General features: G+C 38.4%; 13 protein-coding genes. 7 read left to right on the forward strand and 6 right to left on the reverse strand.

Features of this window, described 5'->3' with window-relative positions; genetic code table 11:
• Positions 1-777: 777 nt before the first annotated feature.
• From CAL6303_RS28280 to CAL6303_RS00855, 3 genes are all read right to left on the reverse strand, one after another.
• Positions 778-4,590: a PA14 domain-containing protein gene (locus CAL6303_RS28280; RefSeq protein ID WP_015195941.1), complete on the reverse strand. Its 3,813-nt coding sequence runs from the start codon at positions 4,588-4,590 to the stop codon at positions 778-780.
• A gap of 1,109 nt (positions 4,591-5,699) precedes the next feature.
• Positions 5,700-6,059 (reverse strand): hypothetical protein, encoded by a 360-nt coding sequence (locus CAL6303_RS00850; protein WP_015195942.1) that lies wholly within the window; start codon positions 6,057-6,059, stop codon positions 5,700-5,702.
• A 17-nt stretch (positions 6,060-6,076) separates the two neighbouring features.
• Positions 6,077-6,415, reverse strand: coding sequence for a 2Fe-2S iron-sulfur cluster-binding protein (locus tag CAL6303_RS00855; protein WP_015195943.1), 339 nt, complete (start codon positions 6,413-6,415; stop codon positions 6,077-6,079).
• A gap of 76 nt (positions 6,416-6,491) precedes the next feature.
• On the opposite strand from CAL6303_RS00855, the gene cimA reads away from it, so the two are divergent.
• From cimA to CAL6303_RS00870, 3 genes are all read left to right on the forward strand, one after another.
• Positions 6,492-8,108 carry a citramalate synthase gene (gene cimA / locus CAL6303_RS00860; protein WP_015195944.1) on the forward strand — a complete coding sequence of 539 codons (1,617 nt, stop codon included), beginning with the start codon at positions 6,492-6,494 and terminating at the stop codon, positions 8,106-8,108.
• A 245-nt stretch (positions 8,109-8,353) separates the two neighbouring features.
• Positions 8,354-10,624: a CHASE2 domain-containing serine/threonine-protein kinase gene (locus CAL6303_RS00865; protein ID WP_015195945.1), complete on the forward strand. Its 2,271-nt coding sequence runs from the start codon at positions 8,354-8,356 to the stop codon at positions 10,622-10,624.
• 470 nt (positions 10,625-11,094) lie between these two features.
• Entirely contained in the window at positions 11,095-11,448 is a 354-nt protein-coding gene (locus CAL6303_RS00870; protein ID WP_015195946.1) for a hypothetical protein, read from the forward strand.
• A 505-nt stretch (positions 11,449-11,953) separates the two neighbouring features.
• On the opposite strand, the gene CAL6303_RS00875 is transcribed toward CAL6303_RS00870, so the two are convergent.
• Together CAL6303_RS00875 and CAL6303_RS00880 are read right to left on the reverse strand one after the other, a co-directional pair.
• On the reverse strand, positions 11,954-13,075 hold the full coding sequence (locus CAL6303_RS00875; protein ID WP_015195947.1) for a hybrid sensor histidine kinase/response regulator: 1,122 nt from the start codon (positions 13,073-13,075) through the stop codon (positions 11,954-11,956).
• Between the two features lie 216 nt (positions 13,076-13,291).
• Positions 13,292-14,674, reverse strand: a complete 1,383-nt coding sequence (locus CAL6303_RS00880) for a hybrid sensor histidine kinase/response regulator (RefSeq protein WP_015195948.1) — start codon at positions 14,672-14,674, stop codon at positions 13,292-13,294.
• 800 nt (positions 14,675-15,474) lie between these two features.
• On the opposite strand from CAL6303_RS00880, the gene CAL6303_RS00885 reads away from it, so the two are divergent.
• Positions 15,475-16,194 (forward strand): response regulator, encoded by a 720-nt coding sequence (locus CAL6303_RS00885; protein WP_015195949.1) that lies wholly within the window; start codon positions 15,475-15,477, stop codon positions 16,192-16,194.
• A gap of 339 nt (positions 16,195-16,533) precedes the next feature.
• Here CAL6303_RS00885 and CAL6303_RS00890 read toward each other — a convergent pair whose 3' ends face one another.
• Positions 16,534-18,273: an ABC transporter ATP-binding protein gene (locus CAL6303_RS00890; protein ID WP_015195950.1), complete on the reverse strand. Its 1,740-nt coding sequence runs from the start codon at positions 18,271-18,273 to the stop codon at positions 16,534-16,536.
• Positions 18,274-18,563: 290 nt separating this feature from the next.
• On the opposite strand from CAL6303_RS00890, the gene CAL6303_RS00895 reads away from it, so the two are divergent.
• The 3 genes from CAL6303_RS00895 (at position 18,564) to CAL6303_RS00905 (ending at position 19,684) form a co-directional block, all read left to right on the forward strand.
• Positions 18,564-18,977: a XisH family protein gene (locus CAL6303_RS00895; protein WP_015195951.1), complete on the forward strand. Its 414-nt coding sequence runs from the start codon at positions 18,564-18,566 to the stop codon at positions 18,975-18,977.
• Entirely contained in the window at positions 18,965-19,300 is a 336-nt protein-coding gene (locus CAL6303_RS00900; RefSeq protein WP_015195952.1) for a XisI protein, read from the forward strand. The genes CAL6303_RS00895 and CAL6303_RS00900 overlap by 13 nt, the downstream gene beginning before the upstream one ends.
• A gap of 153 nt (positions 19,301-19,453) precedes the next feature.
• Entirely contained in the window at positions 19,454-19,684 is a 231-nt protein-coding gene (locus CAL6303_RS00905; RefSeq protein ID WP_015195953.1) for a hypothetical protein, read from the forward strand.
• Positions 19,685-19,718 lie beyond the last annotated feature (34 nt).

A 19,718-nucleotide genomic window follows, 5' to 3' on the forward strand; every position in this document is an offset into this window, starting at 1 on the left:
TCTACGACGGTTTTGATTTTGAACAGAGATGTGTGTACACCGTAGCCCCGTGTACGAGGAGAGGCTTAATATCTGGATTGTTGTTTCCTTTTACAAATCCTGCCAAGCTTCATCCTCATCTGGTTTTAACCAGTCTTTTTCTAGGGAAGACTCACTCAATAGTGTTATTTCTGATTTTTCTTGTATCAGTAAACCAAAAAGTTTTTTACAAGTCTTACCATATAAACGTTTTAGCTCAAACCAGAGATATCACAAAAATCACAAAACAACGTTAAATTAACCATTTCAGATGGTACCCTTAGTTACCTTCAAGCGATCGCTCTATTACCAATGCTGTTTGTTGACTGATTTACGATGTCTGAAACCCTTATTATTACGTTCGTTTTCAAAAGTTTGTGGTTTACTGTGTATGTGTTTTACTTTAATAAACTGGAGAAAATTAAGCACTTTTTCTAAGAGAAACTCAGGAGTCTGCTCAATTTCTTGGATAATTAATTCTTTTAAACTCATATTTGCCTGCATAAAGCGAAATTAGGCACTAAGATACCCTCTATTATACTTGAAGACGGCATTCTAGCTTTAGACTAGTAAGATGGATGTAGTGGTGCGATACCTATGGTGGTGAACTACGCACTTGCTGAATTGAGCCGAAAATTAGACTTATGCGATCGCATACACAAAAAAACCCAAGAAAATCCCCGACTTCTCTAAAAAATCGGGAATCTGAGGTTATAAAATAGCGCTATCTTCTTACCTTCGATGACCAAATATTCCTACCTACACAGATCGCCAACGAGAAATCGCACCTGCTGTAATATCTGCATAATATAAGTTGCCATCAGCACCCATGGTAATCTGTACAGGTGTATTTGCTCTGGGATTACTAAATGTATCAAAACGTCTGATGGAGACAAATTGACCTTGACTATCTAAGGTGATGTTATCTACGGTTCCCTTACTGTAATTAGCAATAAACAATGTATTTTTATAGATAGAAGGAAATGTATTACCTGTGTAGAAATCACCCATAACAATTGCGTCAGCACCAGCATGTGTAAAGGCATAAATAGGTGCTGTAACTGCTTGCCCACTGGCGTAGAATTGCTGTGCAGGGGCTAAATCATCATACAGAGGTTGCCGAATACTTACACCATTGCCACCTTCAAAATAGGGCCAGCCAAAGTTTTTGCCTTTACCTGCATTGAGTTCTTCCCATGTTTTCCAACCAACATCCCCAATGTAGGGGATATTTGTGGCTTCATTGATGGAAAAGCGGAAAGGGTTGCGTAAACCGTAGTCGTATACTTTTGATTTGTTGCTATCAGGCTTGCTAGCATCGTAGAAGGGGTTATCTGCCAACCCTGCACCTGTAATCGGGTCGATGCGGAGAATTTTCCCTGAAAGGTTGTTGAGGTCTTGCACCCTAATTGCGCGTGGATCTACTTCGTTGTAGGAAGTACCATCACCAACACTAACAAACAAGGAGCCATCGGTACCAAATTCCAAGTCACCAACTGAGTGGGATTCACTATCAGTAGCGAGATAGTCTTCAATATTTGTAAGATGACTAAGATTGTTGTAGTAATCTTGCATATTTGCAAATAGTTGACCACTAGAATTTACAATTCCCGACGGTGCAAAGTTTGCTGCATAATTGATACTGCGATCGCTGTTCAAAATCATGCTTGTGCTGTTGCCATCAGGACGACTGGTATTAGCCCAGTTACTATTTTTACCTAGTAATACAACTTCAGTTCCCGGTTTAGCTGTGGTGTAATTGGTAGCGGGGTCAGCTTCAACTCGAATTAAGCGTGAGGGACGATTACCTGGTTGATCTGGAGCGTCTAGTGTTGTGTTGGGGTTAAGATTAAGTTTTGTTTCTGGTGGATCGTAGGTAAATAAGAGGTAAACATAAGGCTTTTTATCTGCACCTGACTTAGAAAAATCAGGATGAATAGCCATTCCTAGTAAACCGCGATCGCGTGTATTGTTAACTTGGTCAGAAATATCTATAAATGGTGTTGTTAACAAGGTACCATTTTCAAACATCCGGACAACGCCATTTTTCTGAGCAATCAGCAAACCGTTAGTACTACTACCTGGTATCCAATCAAAGGTAGTGGGTGCTGTTAAACCACTAACTACTGTTTCCCGGACAAAACTACCTGGGTCATCATCAATAATCGTGATTTCGGTACTATTTTGCAGATTTAAGCCTACTCCCACCGGATTAGTAAACTGGATTGTGAAGCTTTCGTTCGCTTCTCCAATCGCATCATTGACAATTGGAATCGTAATTGTCTTACTGCTTTCACCAGTAGCAAAATTTAGGGTTCCACTAGTTGCTTGAAAATCTGAGTTGACCAAAGCTGTTCCAGCTACAGTGGTGTAATTTACACTAGCTATACTTGTTGCTAAACCTCTACTCACAATCACCGTTGCCAACCCTGTATTCTCATTCACAGTCGGAGCGCTAAAAGTCAGGTTTGTCTGATCATCATCATCAATGGTAATCCTAGCAGTCCGGTAAGAACCCAAAGTTGCACCACTTGAATGATCAACCACAAATGTAAAAGTCTCTCCAGGTTCTACTAATGAATCTTGAAGTATGGGAATATTTACAAACTTACTAGTTTCTCCCGCTGCAAAAGTTACTGTTCCACTCATTTGAGTAAAATCCAAACCTTCAGTAGCAGTTTCACCTGTGGTGATGTAATCAACTGTAGATATTCCACTCAGATCATTTCCGTAGCGAATAATTTCGACTTGAACTGAACCATTCGCTTCATTTACCTGTAAAGGAACTTGTCCTAAGCTGATAGTAGGTACAGATATTTCGGGAATATTTATGGAAAAATTTCCTAGAGTCCCTGCACTTGCAAAATTCCCCGCAGTATCTCCAACTTGATTCGCTAGTAAAGCAATACTATAGGAACCATTGTTAGCTGTAGTCCATGTTGTTCCTGGTGCATGGATTCTATAGGTTGCAGTACGGGGAGTACCATTTGTATTGGTGTCAACACTCACTAAAGTAGCAAGTTGACTAAATCCATTGGAACTAGTCACTTGAATATCACTACTATCTAAGCTAGACACATTCACAGCGGTATTATCGCTGTAGGTGACAGTGAATGTATAGTTATTACTATTCCCCACGGTTAAGTTACTAGCATTGACAGATGCAGTTGGAGCAATAGAATCGGTTGAACCTGTTACATTAGTGATATAAAGTTGTGATTGAGAAATAATATCCTTAGCTTGAGAAGCACTAGACCAAGACAGTTTAGAAACTGCTTTGCCTGTATTCTCAAAATAATCTAAGCGAATCGCATATTTTTCACCAGCTTGTAAGGTAATTGGGGTACTACTAAACTCAGTTGCTGGTTGATCAACCAAGCGATTGATTACTTGGTGATTATTGATCCACAAACTAACACCATCGTCTGATGTCGTGTAGAAAGTATAGTTTTCGCTATATTTAGCTTCTACAAAACCTGTCCATCTAGCTGAAAATGTATCTGCACCAATTGATGCATCTGGAGAACCATTACCAAAGTCAAAATTAATCGTCCCATCAGTACGAGTCAACTTTAAATTAGTAAAGTCTTTATTGTCGTAATATTCACCTTTTAATCCTGTACCAGTTCCAGTAATGCTGTAGTTGAATTGACCAAGATTAATTGCACTAGTAAAGTTACCATCAACATCTCGAATTTGGTTTGCTTCTAAAGTAATGGTGTAAATACTGGCATCACTAATATCCCAAACTCCACCGGGAGCATTAATACTATAGGTAGCTGTGAGGGGAGTACCATTTGGATTGTTCTCAACACTAACTAGAGTTGCTAACTGATTAAATCCTTTATTATTTGTGACTCTAATATCATTACTATCTATGCTTGTGAGATCAACGGCAGTATCATCAGTGTAATTAATTTGAAAATTATAATTATTAGTACCAGTAGTTGGGTTTGCACTAGTTTGAAGAGTTGCAGTCGGTGAACCTGGTGAATAAAGTTGAGATTTGGGGATAATTTCCTTAATTTGAGAAGCACTAGACCAAGCTAATCTAGAAACTGCCCTACCTGTTTTTTCGTAATAATCTAGACGAATATCGTATTTTTTACCTGCTTCGAGGGTAATATTACCACTAACTTCAGTTGTGGATTGGTCACGGAAATTATTGATAACTTGCTGTCCATTTACCCACAATCTAACTCCATCATCGGTAGTTGTGTAAAAAGTATAGGTTTCGTTATACTTCGCTTCAACTTTACCTGTCCATCGGATGGAAAATGTATCTACACCAATTGAGGCATTTGGTGAACCGCGACCAAAGTCAAAATTTACTGTCTGATCAATGCGACTTAATTTGAGATTGGTAAAGTCTTGATTATCATAATATTCACCGCGAAGTCCATCACCTGTGCTAGATATAGCTGGGGAACTAGATTGACTTAGTAAATTAAATAGGCTTGTGGAAATATTTTTTCCAGTATTTAGGGATGTTGATAAACCACTTTGATTTGTGATTGATGTCAAATCTTTATTAATATCTAGGCTGTTACTATTATTTGTACTATTGTTCATTTTAATCAATATTTATGAAAGATTTATGAAAGATGTTGTGTAAAAAAAGAGATGCAAAAACTGTCTATAACTGAATAGAAATAGATTGAAACCTCACTAAATTAGCTATTTATTTGTGTTTTTAATTAATTTATGATACTCGTTAGAAAATTACCTATTTTGATAAAGTTAAACTCCAGTATTGAAAATATAGTTATTTAAAAGACGTACTAAACGCAGCAAAACTATCACTTTTTTGTCAAGATACGCGCAGAAAAAAGCGCAAGCAGCCATTATGTAGAAGATCCATAAAGAGAACCTAAAACTATCTGGGCAAGTTGCTAGGAATATTCCAAACTCTGTTAAGAAGATTAAATTGTAGGGTGTGTTACGGCTATGAAATAATTGGAGGGGGGTTTGAGTTAGTGAGAATTTGCCGTAATGCACCAATTGATTGTCGTTAAAAGTCAGATGGAGTTGCCTACAGCTACACAAACCTGACGCAGATTTTACATTTATTTACATATATTGAATTTTGTTTAGGCACATTACTTAGGGAGCATCCCACTTTTTTGAATCAATACCCTAGAAGGGTATCGCTATACGAACAAAGCCTGCCTAAGCGCTTCGCGCACGCTATGCGCTTAGGCAGGCTTTGCTTGTGTAGCCCCAGGCTTATAGCCTGCGGGTATTTTAGAAACTGGGATGCTCCCCATTACTTAGAACTGTAAAAACTATTAGTGAATTTTCTAAGACATTTTTAGTTAGCCAAATAAATTATTTCCCTTAATTCAGTAATATTCCATAGTAATAAGACTGTCTATAATAATTTCGCATCTTAGCTAAACATTTATACTGATTTTACTTTGATGAGATATATTTAAAAAATAGATGAAAACTTTTCGATATTCCTAATGTGGAAGAAGACGGGAATCTGAACCTCTGAATTTAAAAAGTAATCATGCTTTACGTCCTTTAAAATAAAAGGAAACAGGGAAAACTAGTTCAGCCACATTCGCGCAATGTCACGAATTGGGCTTTAAAAACTAATTTTAAGGCTAGTTATTTCCTCTTTTCCCTGTTCCCATCCCGAATGGGAGATTATTAAATTAATTAATCCACCAGTTAGATTACCACAAAGCCCGAATTGGAGCATTGCCACCGTTATTGTTAGAACCAGATGCGGGTGCAGCTTGCGAAGACTGATCTATATTAGTATTCGAGTCAGTGCTAGTATCAGAAGTGTTGCCACCGTTGGTTGTTGTGCCACCTTGAGCAACGCGACTGGTTTGGGTGGTTGTGGTGGAATTAGAGGCGGTGCTATTGTTGACATTGATATTTGCTGGTAAAACACCGGATACTTTCTCCGTCCCAGTTTGTGGTGCTTTAGCATTTTGTTGTGCTCCCATTGGGAACAAAGTACCAATAACGGTACCTAATAATATCGCCAATCCTCCAGCCATGAGGATGAGAGGTGTCCATCTGCCCATATAATTATCTCCTTAATCTAACCTTTAGGTGTCCAAACGACTTGAGAACCTTGTCCCCAAAATCCATCATATTTTGTAACTTTGAGATCGCCTAATACCTGTGTTTGACATGCTAGGCGTAATTCTCTTGTGGGAGAATGGGGAGGAAGTGAGCGTCGCGCTTTGTCTTTCCAGTTTGGCTGGTTAACCTCACCTTCAATATAAACAGCACAAGTGCCACAAGTCCCGATTCCACGACAGTTAATTACCTTAGCACCGCCATTGTAAAGTTCAATTCCATTCCGTAGCAAACAGGAACGTAAATTAGTTTTAGGGGAACATTCGATTGTTTGACCTTGAGCTATTACTTGAGGCATCTAAAAAGTTACTAGTCCTACTTTTCCAGTAAAATTACACATCATTCAGAAAATTTTCGCACGCTTCTTCTGTTATATGATCGAAAACTCACCAAATCAACTCTGGATATACGACACTACTTTGCGTGATGGTACTCAGCGTGAAGGTTTATCGGTATCTATTGAAGATAAATTACGTATTGCTCGTAGACTCGATCAGATGGGAATTCCATTTATTGAGGGTGGTTGGCCCGGTGCTAATCCAAAGGATGTACAATTTTTTTGGCAATTGCAGGCAGAGCCACTTAAACAGGCTGAGATTGTAGCATTTTGTTTTACCCGCCGTCCTCACCAAACTGCGGCAACTGATCCAATGATGCGATCGCTTTTAGCTGCCGCGACTCACTGGGTAACGATTGTTGGTAAATCTTGGGATTTGCATGTTACAGAGGGTTTAAAAACTACTCTAACAGAAAATTTGGAGATGATCCGCGATACTATTGAGTATCTTCGCACTCAGGGACGCAAAGTTATTTACGATGCCGAACATTGGTTTGATGGTTATAAGCATAATCCTGAGTATGCTATACAAACTTTGGAAAGTGCGATCGCATCTGGTGCAGAATGGGTGGTTTTGTGTGACACTAATGGCGGAACTTTACCCCATGAAGTTAGTCGGGTTGTCAGTGAAGTGATCCAAAAATTACCCCCAAATACCCAGATTGGCATCCACACCCATAATGATAGTGATACTGCGGTGGCGAATGCGATCGCTGGAGTCATGGCAGGGGTGAAAATGGTGCAAGGTACAATTAATGGATATGGTGAACGTTGTGGAAATGCCAATTTGTGTTCCCTCATCCCCAATTTTCAAATCAAAATGGGTTATCACTGCATCGCTGAAAATCAGTTAGCCCAATTAACAGAAACTAGTCGCTTTGTCAGTGAAGTGGTAAACTTAGCACCAGACGACCATGCAGCCTTTGTTGGTTGTTCCGCTTTTGCCCACAAGGGAGGAATGCATGTTTCCGCAGTGGAAAAAAATCCCCTCACCTACGAACATATCCAACCTCAACAAATTGGTAATCACAGACGAATTGTGATTTCTGAACAAGCAGGTGTCAGTAATGTTTTGGCAAAAGCCCGGACTTTTGGCATTGAACTGGAAAAAGAGAACCCAGCTACCAGAGAAATTTTAGAACGTCTCAAGGAATTAGAAAGCCAAGGTTATCAATTTGAAGCTGCTGAAGCCAGTTTTGAACTATTGATGCGGGAAGCTTTGGGAAGTCGTCAGCAATTCTTTGAAATTAAAGGCTTTCAGGTGCATTGTGAATTGGCAAGGGGTAAAGAAACAAACAATGCCTTAGCAACGGTGAAAATTGCCGTAAATGGTAAAGATATTCTCGAAGTCGCCGAGGGCAATGGACCTGTCGCCGCCTTGGATGCTGCCCTCAGAAAGGCTCTAGGCAACTTCTACCCTCAAATTAGCGACTTTGAATTATCTGACTACAAAGTGCGGATTCTCAATGAAAATGCTGGTACAGCCGCTAAAACTCGCGTATTAGTTGAGTCGCGCAACGGACATCAACGTTGGACAACAGTCAGTGTTTCTACGAATATTCTCGATGCTTCCTATCACGCTGTGGTGGAAGGCTTGGAATACGGATTATTCTTACATGCTGATGTAGAACCAGTAATTAGTGCTGAATGTTAGGGAAAGTATCCTGAGAACGGTTAGAAAATAAACCTCTCAAAATGCTATTAGGGTCTACTTATGGCTCTTGTAGCTAATAGCTAACCGTTTCCACTACATCTGCGTAAGTCCTGCTTTAAGTAGTTGGTAAAATTTAGTAAATATTCAGTTAGACTTCATCATAATATCCAGAGACGTGAAATAATAAATGAAAATACAGCTTCTCTGTAACATCTACCACTTGGCGCAAATGCCACAACGCTGTCATGACTGGAATTATACAAAAACTTCGGGCTGCGTTGGTTAAATATCAGACCCCAAGTTCTCCTCTGCTGGATGCTGATTCTCGAAACACCCCCGTTTATCGTGATACCCTAAACAACGCACCCAAGAATTTATTATTAACAGTTTTGCTGAGTAGTGCAGGTGTAACAGCACTAGTGCTTGGGGTAAGAAGTTTGCAATTGTTACAGCCGATGGAATTGCTGATGTACGATGGGATGATGCGTTTATCACGGGAAGGTTATGCTGAACCGGATCCACGATTATTATTAGTTGAAGTCACCCAAGAAGATGTAAATAAACAGCTGTACCCACTGACGGATGCAACTGTGAATCAGATTTTACAAAAGTTACAATCTTATCAACCCCGTATCGTTGCTTTAAATATCAATCGTTCAAATCAAAAGAATTTGGGTTCTGGTTTAACTGAAAAAGAACAATCTAAAATTATTGGTGTATGCAGACTTGCTGAGAGCAATACGGGTACACCAGAAATTCCAGCACCGCAAAACTTAGGAGAGAATAATATCGGCTTTAGTGACTTGATTTCTGATGATAGCGATCGCATTGTCCGCCGCAGTCTATTATCAGCTAAACCGGAAGCCAATACAAGGTGCAATACTTCCTATTCCTTCGCTGCTATGGCTGCTCTCAATTATTTGGAACAACAAAATATCTATTCCAGTTTTAATCAACATCAACAACTTAAAATTGGTGACACCATTATTCCCCCCCTCAAATCTGATTCTGGTAACTATGAAAAACTTGATGCCAGAGGTTATCAGGTATTAATTAACTACCGTCGTCCGGATGCACTAGCAAGACGTGTTAACATCAGCCAAATTCTAAATAATCAGGTTAAGCCAGAATGGGTTAAAGATAAATTAGTCATGATTGGTGTAACTGCTGAAAGTGTAACTGATAGTAAGGCTATATATACTCCCTACAGCAATTCTCCAAGCCAACCTATTGTTACACCTCCTCTGTATATTCACGCACAGGTAGTTAGTCAAATTCTGAGTACTGTTCTTGATGGTAAACCTTTAATTTGGTACTGGCAAAATTGGGGAGAAAATCTTTGGGTTTTTGCTTGGGCTTTGCTTGGTGGAGTTTTGGCGCTCCGTAGTCGTCATCCTTACCTAATACTTGTTTTAGAAGGTATTACGGTAATTCTGTTGGTGGGAATTGGCTACATTTTGTTCATTCAAGGGGGATGGATTCCAATTCTTCCCGCTGCCATCGCTTTAGTAATGTCTAGTATTGGTGTCGTCACTTATACAGCTTATCGCACTCAACAGCAAACCAAAATAATTATTATCGAAGTAGAAAAACAGCAAGAAGCTATTGCTCAACTCAGTGCTTTGCTTCAAGAAACCCGTATTCAAGATATACATTCCCACCCTTTACCCCCAGCTAATATTCCAGAAAAACAAACTGGTGATTTCCTTTTGGCTGGACGTTATCAAATCACCAGGGTTTTAGGCTCAGGTGGCTTTGGATGCACTTATTTAGCAAAAGATACTCAACGCCCCAACGAGCCAAATTGTGTAGTTAAACAGCTAATGCCAGCCCGTCGTGATCCACGATTTTTGGAAGTTGCCCGCAGACTATTTGATACTGAAGCTGAAATTTTACAAGTTTTAGGTAAACATCATCAAATTCCAGATTTATTGGCATATTTTGAAGAAGAACAGGAGTTTTACTTAGTCCAAGAATATATTCAAGGTAAATTACTCTCGGAAGAACTACCGCCAAATCATCAAATTAAAGACCAGAAATTTGTTGTTAGTTTACTCAAAGATATTTTGGAAGTTTTGAGTTTTGTTCATGCTCACCGTGTAATTCACCGTGATATTAAACCTACTAATATTATTAGAAATTCTCAAAATAATCGCTTAGTGCTAATTGACTTTGGGGCTGTAAAAACTATGCAACCACCTAACTTGGAAAAAACAGAGTTAGCAACCATTGTTATTGGTACTAGGGGTTATGCACCACCAGAACAATTAGCTGGACATCCCCGGTTGTGCAGTGATATTTATGCTTTGGGAATCATTGCCATTCAATCACTGACGGGAATCCCTGCCTACGAATTTCAAACCAACTTGGAAACAGGCTCTGTACAGTGGCAAGATGCTTGTGAGGTTAGGGAAGAGTTAGCAAAGATCTTAGATAAAATGGTGTTATATCATTTTAGCGATCGCTATCAGACTGCGGCTCAAGTGTTAGAAGACTTAAACAAGTTAGTTATATAGCCAACAATTCTCAAAACCTTTAGTCTCAATTATTATTTCAAATTGTTCCAAGCTTTAACTTTTGATTTTTACAGTATCCTCCCTAAGACTGAAGCAAATTCTAATTCAATTCAGTCTAACGATTGATTCACTTACAGCTATTTTTCCATTAAAAATGTATATGTAACGCATCGAATTGGATTTGGAAAACCAGCGGAAACTGATAAGTTCAGTACTCGCGCCATCGCATGGGAAAGACACAAGCGGATTATCCTCATAACTCAGTTCATATAACTAGTTATTAGACGCGACAGTCACTTCTTAAACTATGATTGCGCCCAATGATTATTCAAATACCAGGCTGAAATATTTATCAATTTCTAGCTTGGTTTTGTTACAAACAATCTACTAGCTGATTTGATTTAGTTTTTTCAGCCTGTATCTTGAAATCTAAATTTCTGTAATTGTCATACTTTGAGAGGAGCCTCTAAATGAAAGTTAATTTTTCTTCACTATTACGTTCCGTCCGCGCTTTAGTTCTCACAGCTATTTGTGCTGCATTCATCTTTGCTAATAGCGTCCCTGCCTTCGCAATTGAGAGCTACCAAAGCAAACCTAATGAAGCTACCACCCAACTTTTAGAAACACAACGACTAACTGATGAAGTTTCTCGTTCTGCACCCCCAAATTTGGAAGAAACCCAAGAACGAGCTAATAAAGGTATTAACGAAGTTCAAGGAGACGCTGATGCAGATAAAATGAAGCGTCCCGAAAATTCTAAAACCGCTGTAACTGTCAAAGATGAAGTTAAAAACGTTTTGGACAAAGTGACAGGTAAAAAATAGAAATGACATCAGAAGGCACTGAGATAATGCCTACTGCCTTTTTAATGATTCAAGCTGGGGTATTAAAAGCCCCATTGAATAACTAAGACGATAAAAATAGAACCAAAAAACTTGTGGAGACGTAGCAGTGCTACGTCTCTACGGTAATATTAACTGAACTGTTATTACCCTAAATTCCACTTTTTATAACCGAAACACTACAGCATCCCCAACTTTTTAAAAAGTTGGGGATGCTGATACATTTTTGTCCCAACTCAAAAAATCATTGCAACATATATACAATATTTAGGGGTTTAGCACTGCTAAACCCTTAGAGCATGTTTGAAAAGTTTTGGAAGGTATCAATTGTCGTTCTGAGTGGAGCCTTGCGGAACGAATAATCTGGGTTTGAACCCACGTACTGAGATGCTTCTTTCCTCAGCATGACACAGAAGGAGACTTTTCAAACACCCTCTTACTAACCGATCTGTCGTATTCTTGTCATCAACTGGTATTAATTACTTTCTCATTGTTTAGGAAGAATAACTTTAAACTTACTACCTTTACCTAATTGTGAAGAAGCTTCAATTTTACCGCCATGGGTTTCAACAATGCGCTGAGATAGATGTAATCCTAAACCGCTACCAGCGCGCTTATTTTTACCTTGACGAAAACGTTTAAATAATTCTGGTAAATCTTCAGGAGCAATACCATATCCTGTATCTTCAATTTCGATAGATATTTGCTTCTTACCTGCTTGTGTCTCAGGTATTTCCTGAACGCAAATATTAATGTTGCCTGAATCGGTGAATTTAATTGCATTACCCAGTAAATTACCGATAACACGACGTAATTCTAATCGATCTCCTAATACACAAGTAGCATTTTCATCATCTGAATTAATTTGATTATCTACTGTTATAATTAAATCTTTTTCTTCAGCTAGCAGTTGTAGTTCTTGCACAACTTCATCAATAATCTCGATTAGGTTGCAATCAGCAAAATTCATTGACTTTCTACCAGCTTCAAAGCGGGAAACCTCAAGCAAAGTATTCACCATTTCCAAGAGATTATTATTGCTACGACTCATCGCAGTAATTGCTTGCTTCATATCATCGGAAATTGGGCAAAATACTTCTTGGTTAAAAAGAGCCAACATTCTATCTGCTGCAACTAGGGGAGTTCGCAAATCGTGAGTCAGACGGGAAACAAAGTCTTCCCTTGCCCTTGCCATTTCCCTTTGGGCATCCAAACTATGCTTTAATCGAAGTAGCGATCGCACTCGCGCTAGAAGCTCATCATGATCAAATGGTTTACGGATGAAATCATTGGCTCCCGCGTCTAATCCTTCAACAACGCTTACGTCGTGGAAAGCTGTTAATAACAAAATGGGAATATCATCAAATTCCTTATGACTCCGAATGTGACGCGTCACGTCATAGCCATCCATGAATGGCATCATTACATCCAGTAAAATCAAATCAGGTGGAGAATTCTCTACATATTCAATCGCTCCCTTACCATCGGGAACCATATCAACCTTGTACCCTTCAACCTCTAGAAGTGTCTGAAGTAAAACCAAGTTATCTAGTGTATCGTCTACAGCGAGAATACGCTCAATGGGAATATTATTTTTTATGGGCAACATATTTGATCGCTTAATAACAAAAGGTCTACTTTCCTAACTGACTCACAATTCAATGATGGGAAACATTTAAATCGCTCAGACGGTGATTAGTTAATAAATAAACCAATCAGACAATTTGAACTTGTGTATATATTTATCAAATAGTAGAATAAAATCTAGTTTTTTTCAAATTTTTGACGATTATTTTTTCACCGCCGAGATTTTGTTGATTGCAATTCAACTCGAATCTAACTTTCTTTTGTACTTATCGTAACTTTTACGTCCATATTTATATTCCGAATTAAAAAAAGGGTCAGAATTCGACTTATGATTTACATCTCTAAAATTCCGTATACGATTTTCTTCTAGCATAAAATTGGAAATTGCTTCTTTCGTAGATGATGCTTGTCTAGGAAACTCAACTCTAAAACTAGAACCTTTATTAACCTCACTATTCACAGTGATTGTACCTCCCATCATCGAAACTAGGGAATTGACAATAGCTAAACCTAAACCTGTCCCGGAATAAGGACGAGTCGTACTTTGATCTACTTGGTGGAAAACGTCGAATATGTTTGGAAGATCCTCTGCTTTGATGCCTATACCCGTATCTGTGACAGTAATGGCAATCATACTAGTATCTACTTCCCTTAGCTCAATCTGAACAATCCCTTGATTGGTAAATTTAATCGCATTTGAGATTAAATTCATCAATATTTGTCGAGTACGCAAAGGATCATTATAGATCATGGAGTTATGCAAGGAATCACTAACTTTTAACTTCAGCTTTTTCGCTTCTGCTAAAGAAGAAAGTTCAGCGACAACAGAACTTACTATCAAGGACAAATTAACAATTTGTAGTTTTAGGTAAAAATCTCCAGACTCCAGCTTAGAAAAATCTAAAACTTCATTTAATAAATTCAGTAAATGTTTACCATTATCTAGAATTCGCTTTACCATGTCCCGCTGTGATGGAGTTAAATCACCATATTTCGGACGTAGCAGAAATTGTGAAAAACCGATGATTGAACTCATCGGTGTTCTCAATTCATGGGAGATAGTAGCGAGAAACTTATTCTTGAGTTGGGAAGCTTCAATCAACTTAATGTTTTGCTGTTGAATTTGCTGACGTTGAGCTTCTAATTCTTGGTTATTTAAAGTTAATAATTCATTAGTTTCACGAAGTCTTTGAGTTGCCATCTCGGCTTGAATCTCGGCTCGATAAACTCTAATTGCATTGCGTAATACCAGCGCTAGTGTTTCTGATGAAATTCTTGACTTGGAAAGATAGTCGCTAGCACCAGCTTTCATTAATTCTACCGCGATACGTTCGTTCCCTTGACTCGTGAGAACGATTAGTGGTACTTTCACTCCAAGCTTGCGTAACTGCCTGACAAGAGCTAAACCATCTCTATCTGGAAGACGATAATCTAAAAAAACACAGTCATAAGGCATCTTTGAAACAGCTGCGGCACCTGCGGTAAGTTCGGCTAATGCACTTTGATAATCATAGACTTCAAATACCTGCATTGGTAAGCCAGTTTTGATCAAAGCAAGGCGCGTTGCTATTCTATCTACATCATCATCATCTACGACTAATATCCGCAATTGTTCTTCCACAACTATAAATACCTCCTCCTGTAATGTTCCCCCTTTTACTTTTCACTTTTTGGGTAGAGCTTTTAACTTTATGTTCATGATTTTTTGTGTAATTTTGCTAAAGTTGAATTTAAACTTAGTTATTCTCTGAATAAGATAAACTTATCATAAGTTGATAAAACTAGCTGGAGAATAAATGTTTATTTTTTATTACCACGATTCTAGATTGATAAGTGTTTGTAAGCCTTCAGTCAATAGTTATAGTTCTTAAGATTATCAGGCTGAAATTGTTGAAGACTTCAGGTATGCCCGTGACTTTGTTAAAATAAATATGTTCCCTCTTCATGAAAACTATAAAATCCGAATGAAGGTTCTTACCTCAAACACATAATTTGAGTTTTTACTCGGTTCTCACAATGTTTTAGCCACACCAGCAACAATATTCAGTCCTTTAGAAAAAGAAAAAGCTTACCCTTTTGGGATTGAATAGTTGTCATAAGATATATATAGCTAAAACATTTACAGTAATGGCAATTATTACAAAGCAGTCCCTCCGAGGAAATTACATAACTAATTTATATAGTTAATTTATATTTCTAACATACGCCATTGTCTTCTTTTTAGCGTTAAAGTAACTGTCTGTCCAAAGTAATATTTATAGAGTTAAAATAAAGTTAAAAAATATTCCTATTGGCATAATCCGCTACTTCCATTGATGGATGTTTTCTTGCTAAACTATCACTTATGGTTAATATTGACAGAAAAAACGTCTGTGGAAGTTGGCTGTAGACAGATGCAATCGAGGTAAAGTGAGTATAGCAATGAGTGAAATAAGTATTGTCCTGATAGAAGATCACGATTTGACACGGATGGGGTTAAAAGCTGCTCTACAGTCCAGTGATATTCTGAAAGTTGTTGGTGAAGCTGCAAACGCAATCAAGGGATTAAAGCTACTAGAAACTACCAAACCTGACGTTGCGCTAGTAGATGTCGGTTTGCCTGACATGGATGGGATTGAGTTGACACGCAGATTTAAACAGTTTCAAGCAGAACAAGGTGACAGCAACACAAAGATTTTAATGTTGACGATGAATCAAAGTGAGGATACGGTTTTGGCTGCATTTGCGGCTGGTGCTGACTCCTACTACATGAAAGATACAAGTATTGATAAGTTAGCCGAAGCGATTCAAGCCACTCATGGTGGTAACTCATGGATTGATCCTGCCATCGCAAACGTCGTATTACGGCAAATGCGTCAAGCTATTCCTGAAGAAAAAACTGCAAACCAACCCAAAACAGTAAAAATCGAAGCTCTCGATAGTGAGTATGAACAAGTTTTAGAAACATACCCACTCACTCAGCGTGAATTAGAAATTTTAGAATTGATTGTTGCTGGATGCAGTAATGGGCAAATAGCTGAAAAGCTGTATATCACCGTTGGGACTGTAAAAACTCACGTCCGAAATATCCTCAATAAGCTTTGTGCAGATGATCGTACTCAAGCTGCTGTTAGAGCATTAAGATCCGGTTTAGTAGCTTAAATCAGCTAATTAAGACTATATCTCCTTTGCCAGAAGTAATTCTTTCAATCGTAGAGGTATTAAAACTATGCCTCTACTTTTGCCACTCTATTTTCTACTGCTGTAATTTCGCTGTGGTAGCGGTGCAAAAAAGTTTTTAGTCCTTTTATCAAAGCGCCAATTTCTCTCCGTTACAAAACTTACTCATTAGACATCTCCAGAAATTAATTATGGGTTATCCAGAACCTTTGTAGAGACCTAGCAATACTACGTCTCTACATCTTTGCCCGGAGATATCTATTACTCATTACTTATTTTTAATATCCATGTTGGAATATTCTCAAATAGAAAATAAATAACCTACTTGCCAAGCTGCAAAGCATGTAAATTTGCATATACACCATTTTTACTCATCAATTCTTCATGACTTCCACGCTCTATAATTCTTCCCTTTTGAATTACTAGTAGTATATCTGCATTCGTAATTGTACTAAGACGATGGGCAATTACAAAACTAGTACGTTCCTTTAATAACCGAGAAATTGCCTCTTGAACTAATGCTTCGGTGCGGGTATCAATGCTGCTGGTAGCTTCATCTAAAATCAGGATGCGGGGATTAATTAAAATCGCTCTGGCAATACTAATTAATTGCTGTTGCCCTTGACTGAGACTAATTCCAGTTTCTCCCAATTTTGTGGCGTAACCTTGGGGTAAGCTAATAATAAATTCATGAACATTGGCAACTTGGGCTGCGGCTTCAATTTCGGCTTGGGTTGCCTCTGGCTTCCCAAAGGCGATATTCTCAGCAACTGTACCGCTAAGTAACACTGTATCCTGAAGAACGATACCGATTTGACGACGTAAACTTGCCTGGGTAACGCTGCGAACATCAATCCCGTCAATTGCCACTGTGCCTGCGGTAACATCATAAAAGCGTAAAATCAGGTTAATTATTGTGCTTTTCCCAGAACCTGTTTCCCCAACTAATGCTACTGTTTGTCCTGGTTTAGCAGTAAAGTTGATGCTTTGAAGCGCTATCTGTTCCTCACCATAGCTGAATTCCACATCAGTAAATTTCACCTCACCTTTGATGTATGGCATTTCTGTCGCATTTGCAGCATCTTGTAAAATTACAGGTTCATCCAGTAGCAGAAAGATTCTTTCCAATCCAGCGATCGCTGATTGCACTTGAGTATAGAATTGACTCAAAACTTGGATGGGTTGAAAGAACTGTTGGACGTAAAGTAAAAATGCTGTAACTGTACCAACTGTTGCTGCACCTGTAACTGCTAAATATCCCCCATAAGCCATGACACCTGCTGTTCCCAAGGTGTTTAAAAAGTCGATGGAGGGAATAAACGCAGCTGTAATTGCCACTGCTTGGACATTTGCATCGCGGTTTGCAGCATTGATAACATCAAAATTTTCGATGTTGCGCTGAATCCGATTAAAAGCCTGTGCTTCCCGCACACTATTAATATCTTCCTCCAATCGGGCGGAAAGTTGACCGATGGTTTGTCTGGTGACACGAAATCTGGTTCTTGCCCAAGTGGAAAATAAACCCGTAGCAAACACCATCAACGGGACAACAAAATTACTAACTAAACCTAATTGCAAGTTAATCGACAACATAGCGATCGCTATTCCGATTAAACTAAACAAACTGCCCACATTTTGCGCTACCGAAAACCCAAAGGTTTGTTCAACTGTATTTACGTCGTTGAGTAACCGACTCATCAAATCACCCGATTGACTCCGATTGAAGAAACTAAGGGGTAATATTTGAATTTTTGTAAAAATATCTTGACGTAGTGCCGCTAATACACTCTGCATAATCCAGCCAATCCGGCGGATTTGGACTCTAATTATTTGATTACCAATAAAGTAGATTCCGAGCAAAATCGTCAACATTCTCACCAAACCCTGCCAATCACCAGGTTTAATGAGATTATCAATAGACCAACCAATTAAAAAAGGTGGAGTTGCTAAACAGGTAGCGCTGAGAGTAACCAGCAATAGGACATTTAAAACCTGTTTTTTGTAAACAAAGAAATAGCGGAAGAATCTTTGTAATGTCTTGGATGGTGGTGCAAAAGTCATGAATAGGAGTCAGTTGGGTGTGAGGTTTGATCGATTGGGGAGTCACCGCATTTCAATCCAGCTAATCCTTATTAGGTATTCAGAAAGGATGTTCTCAAGTTGTTCAAATCAACTCCCCATAAATATACAGTTTAACCAAAGCAATCGTTAGTCTCAGTTTGACTGAGATAATTCCAGTCAAATCGTAGGTATAATTCATCTTATCAGTGTTGAAATTGGTTTCGCTAACAATTTGCTAGATATTATCGGTACAATGAGATTACAGTATGGGTGCAGAATTTGTTTAAGATATGGCACGCGATCTTTTTCACAACATAGTTAGGTCTGCGCTAGAAAAAGATGGGTGGATGATTACAGATGATCCATTAAGCATCCGTTGTGGTGGGGTTGATATTCAAATAGACTTAGGTCTTGAAAAACTTTTGGCAGCAGAAAAAGGTACAGAGAAAATAGCTGTTGAGATTAAAAACTTTGTCAGTGCCTCCAAAATTTCTGAATTTCATACGGCACTAGGGCAGTTTATTAATTATCGCACGGCATTACGTACAGAAGATCCAGAGAGAATTTTATATTTAGCGGTTCCATCACTAATTTATCATGACTTTTTTAATCTACCTTTTACTCAAATAGTTGTAAGTGAAAATAACTTAAAAATTATTGTTTATGATATCGAGAAGGAGGAGATTATCGCATGGAAAAACTAGAGAAATATCGAGAAAATGTCAAGCAAATATTAACTAAATATTCTCAATATAAACCAAGTTATGGAGAAGTTGAGGTAGAGCAAATATTTGATACCGAACGCGATCGCTATCAAATTTTGAGTGTGGGTTGGAATAATCAAAAGCGAATTTATGGTTGTATGATGCACCTAGATATTAAAGATGAGAAAATTTGGATTCAGCAAAATACAACTGAAGTTGATATTGCCACCGAGTTAGTTGAGATGGGAGTACCAAAGTATGATATTGTGATTGGCTTTCACACTCCAAAAATGCGGCAGTTGATAGATTTTGGTGTGGCTTAAGATAGCTGTCTCAATGTTGCGATACCTACGGTGGTAAACTACGCGCTTAATATCTAAGCGTAGTTGAAAATTTGTGAGTTTCCCAGTCACTTACGACAGAAGTGCGATCGCACTTGACAATTCAGACAGTCGCTACAAGCTTGATCAAAATGTATGATTCCAATTGGAAAATTAGGATGTGTCTTAAGCGGAGAATACGAGGGATGGTATGTTTTAGTACAAGATGATCCTAAAAATACTGGCGGATACTACATTTACATTAGTAAAAGCAAGAGTTTTAACTCTCCTCTTTCTGAAGGCTATGATTACTGGCTTCAAAGCGAGTTTGACTTACCAGAGTTCTTTAAAAATTGGGAAGTAGAGTGGAATTTCATCCATTTGTAGTAAAATTGTATCGATTCGCAGGTTGGTGAAGACG

Source organism: Calothrix sp. PCC 6303 (assembly GCF_000317435.1).
Classification (GTDB): Bacteria; Cyanobacteriota; Cyanobacteriia; order Cyanobacteriales; family Nostocaceae; genus PCC-6303.